2 protein-coding genes and 1 pseudogene are annotated in these 3805 nt (G+C 63.0%); all 3 read left to right on the forward strand.

The window, feature by feature from the left end:
* Positions 1-148 (forward strand): annotated as a pseudogene (locus tag D6877_RS30060) (DUF2946 domain-containing protein); the annotation flags it as partial.
* An 84-nt stretch (positions 149-232) separates the two neighbouring features.
* Complete coding sequence (locus D6877_RS24840) at positions 233-2353, forward strand: TonB-dependent copper receptor (protein ID WP_130912409.1); 2121 nt, start codon at positions 233-235, stop codon at positions 2351-2353.
* A gap of 150 nt (positions 2354-2503) precedes the next feature.
* The coding region (locus D6877_RS24845; protein ID WP_130912410.1) for a PepSY domain-containing protein at positions 2504-3805 on the forward strand (1302 nt) is incomplete at its 3' end.

Below are 3805 nucleotides of genomic sequence, written 5' to 3' on the forward strand. Positions count from 1 at the left end.
TTGCCCGGCACTGACCGGCGGCGGCGATTTCGTCGCCTTCAACATCCCGCCACCCAACACCTTCACCCCACCCTCCCCGCGTCTGGGCCATGCCCGCCAACCCTTCTTCCCCGGCGCCCGCACCCGCGCCCCGCCCATCGCCACGTAAACACGCACCTTTGATTGCACACGGTTGAGAAGACAGCTCCAGGCTGCCGGCCGTGGTGTTTACGACTGTTCGATGGAAATTGTCATGTCCAGGTTTACTGCTGTCCCCTGCGCGGAATCTGCCCGCGCGCACTTTGCCCTGAATGAATCGCGGATTCGTTGCAGGCACGCTATTGCCGTCCTTTGCGGCCTGCTGCTGACACCGCTGGCGCTGGCTGATGATCACACCGGCCACGAAAATGAACTGAGCCCGACGGTGATCACTGCCATCGCCCCAAGCTCGCCACTGACGATCGTCACCAACCCCAAGGATCCGCGCCAACCGGTGCCGGCCAGTGACGGCGGCGATTACCTGAAGACCATTCCCGGCTTCGCTCTGGTGCGCAATGGCGGCACCAACGGCGATCCGGTGCTGCGCGGCATGTTCGGTTCGCGGCTGAACATCCTCACCAACGGCAGCATGATGCTCGGCGCTTGCCCTGGCCGGATGGACGCGCCGACTTCGTATATTTCACCGGAAACCTACGACAAACTCACGGTGATCAAAGGCCCGCAGACCGTCCTCTGGGGGCCGGGCGCATCGGCCGGTACGGTGCTGTTCGACCGTGAGCCGGAGAACTTCGGCGAACTCGGCACTCGCGTCAACGCCAGCATCCTGGCTGGCTCCCACGGCCGTTTCGACAAGGTTGTCGACGCGGCTGCCGGCGGCCCTCAGGGTTACGTGCGGGTGATCGGCAACACCGCGCATTCGGACGATTACCGCGATGGCAACAACGACATCGTCGCCTCGCGTTACGACAAGTGGAACGGCGATGTCGCACTGGGCTGGACGCCGGATGCCGATACCCTGATCGAACTCACCGCCGGCAAGGGCGACGGCGAGGCGCGGTATGCCGGGCGCGGCATGGACGGTTCGCAGTTCCTGCGTGAAAGCCTCGGCCTGCGCTTCGAGAAATCCAACATCAGCGAGGTGCTGGAAAAACTCGAAGCGCAGGTCTACTACAACTACGCCGACCATGTGATGGACAACTACACCCTGCGCACGCCCTCCGGCACCGGCATGATGGCGGGACCGATGGCGTCCAACGTCGACCGACGCACCCTCGGCGCGCGAATCAAGGCGACCTGGCGTTGGGCGGACATTCAACTGATCACCGGGCTGGATGCGCAGACCAACGAGCACCGTCAGCGCAGTGCGATGGGCATCGATACCTACAAGGACCTGCCGTACAGCAAGGACGCCGATTTCCATAACTACGGCGTGTTCAGCGAAATGACCTGGTACGCCGCCGAGCGTGATCGCCTGATCACTGGCGCACGGGTGGATCGCGCTTCGGCCAAGGATTACCGGCAGACCACCGGGTCGGGGATGATGTCCCGTCCCAACCCGACCGCCGACGACACCCGCGCCGACACCCTGCCCAGCGGCTTCATCCGTTACGAGCATGACCTCGCCGACAGCCCGACCACGCTCTACGCCGGCCTCGGTCACGCGCAACGCTTTCCGGATTACTGGGAGTTGTTCTCACCCAAGTCCGGCCCGGCAGGATCGGTCAATGCGTTCGACTCGATCAAACCGGAAAAGACCACGCAGTTCGACTTCGGCGTGAACTACAAGAGCGCCGACCTCGAAGCCTGGGCCTCGGGTTACATCGGTGTGGTACGCGATTACATCCTGTTCGACTACACGCCGGGAATGATGGGCATGAGCACTTCGCGTGCCGAGAACATCGACGCGCGGATCATGGGCGGCGAACTCGGAGCTGCCTACAACCTGACCGACAACTGGCAAGCCGATGCGACCCTGGCCTACGCCTGGGGCAAGAACAGCAGCGACGGCTCGGCCCTGCCGCAGATGCCGCCGCTGGATGCGCGTTTCGGCCTGACCTACAGCGAGGCCAAGTGGAGCGCCGGCGCACTCTGGCGAGTGGTCGCCGCGCAGCACCGCATCGACGCGAACAAAGGCAACGTGGTCGGCAAGGATTACGCCCAGAGCTCCGGCTTCGGCGTGTTCTCGCTCAACGGCGCGTACCGCATCAACCAGCACTGGAAGGTCAGCAGCGGCGTCGACAACCTGTTCGGCAAAGCCTACGCCGAGCACCTGAACCTGGCTGGCAACGCCGGGTTCGGTTACCCGGCCAATGACCCACAGGCAATTAATGAACCGGGGCGCACGCTCTGGACCAAAGTGGATATGAGTTTCTGACACCAACACCTACCCATGTGGGAGCGAGCCTGCTCGCGAAGACGGCGCCACGGTCGGCATTGATATCGACTGAACAACCGCTTCGCGAGCAGGCTCGCTCCCACAGGTAAACAGACAACGAAAAGAACCAAGCCAAGCGGAGCACACGTGATGCAAAAGCCTCAACCCAATTTCTACAACCTGGCCTGGCGCTGGCATTTCTATGCCGGGCTGTTCGTCGCGCCGTTCATGGTGATGCTGGCCCTGACCGGGATCATTTATCTGTTCAAACCGCAGCTCGATTCGCTGATGTACAGCAGCCTGCTCGAAGTACCGGTCGGGCACCACACAGTGCCGGCCGATGACCTGCTGCAACGGGTGAAAGCTGCCTATCCGCAGGGCCATGTCACCCAGTACCTGCCGCCGGTGAATGCCCAGCGCAGCGCGCAATTCGTGGTGAAAAACGCAGGTCACGAACTCAACGTATTCGTCGATCCGTATCACGGTGACATCCTCGGCGAGCAGGATGCCAAGCAGAATCTGCAAGCCATCGCCCGCGCGATCCACGGCGAATTGATGATCGGCACGGTCGGCGATCGGCTAATCGAAATGGCCGCTGGCTGGGGCGTGGTGCTGGTGGTGTCGGGGCTGTTTCTGTGGTGGCCGCGCGGTCAGGCAGCAGGCATTCTGTGGCCGCGCCTGAGCAGCCGCGGCCGGCTGTTGTGGCGCGATCTGCACGCGGTCACCGGGTTCTGGGGCGCTACATTGCTGCTGGTGATGTTGCTCAGCGGCATGACCTGGACCGGTTTCTGGGGCAAACAATATGCGGCGGTATGGAACGTGTTCCCGGCCGCGATGTGGAACAACGTGCCGACCTCCGACGTTGAAGCGCGCAGCCTCAACAGCGCCACGCGCCAGACCGTGCCATGGGCGATGGAGAACACACCGATGCCGATGTCCGGCGACCACGCCGAACACATGAATCACGGCAATGCCCATGCCGGCCCCGCTGCACCCGAAGTCAGCCTGCAGGATGTGCAGAACATCGCCAGCGAACGCAAGGTCGAACCCGGCTACAGCATCACCCTGCCGACCACCGCCACCGGCGTGTTCACCATCGCCGTATTCGCCGATGACCCGCGCAACGACGCCACCCTGCATATCGATCAGTACACCGGCAAGGTCCTCGCCGATGTGCGCTTCGAGCACTACGGCACCGTTGCTCGCGCTACCGAAATCGGCGTGATGCTGCACGAAGGCAAGATGTTCGGCACCTTCAACCAGATTGTCGTGCTGCTGATCTGCCTGATGATTCTGCTCAGCGCCGTCAGCGGCGTGGTGATCTGGTGGAAGCGTCGGCCTGAAGGCAAGTTCGGTGTGCCGCCGTTGCGCCATGACCTGCCGACATGGAAAACCGGCGTGGCGATCATGCTGGTGCTGGCGGTGGTGTTTCCGCTGGTGGGGGCTTCGCTG

Source organism: Pseudomonas sp. Sample_9, assembly GCF_004307535.1.
Classification (GTDB): domain Bacteria; phylum Pseudomonadota; class Gammaproteobacteria; order Pseudomonadales; family Pseudomonadaceae; genus Aquipseudomonas; species Aquipseudomonas mercuritolerans.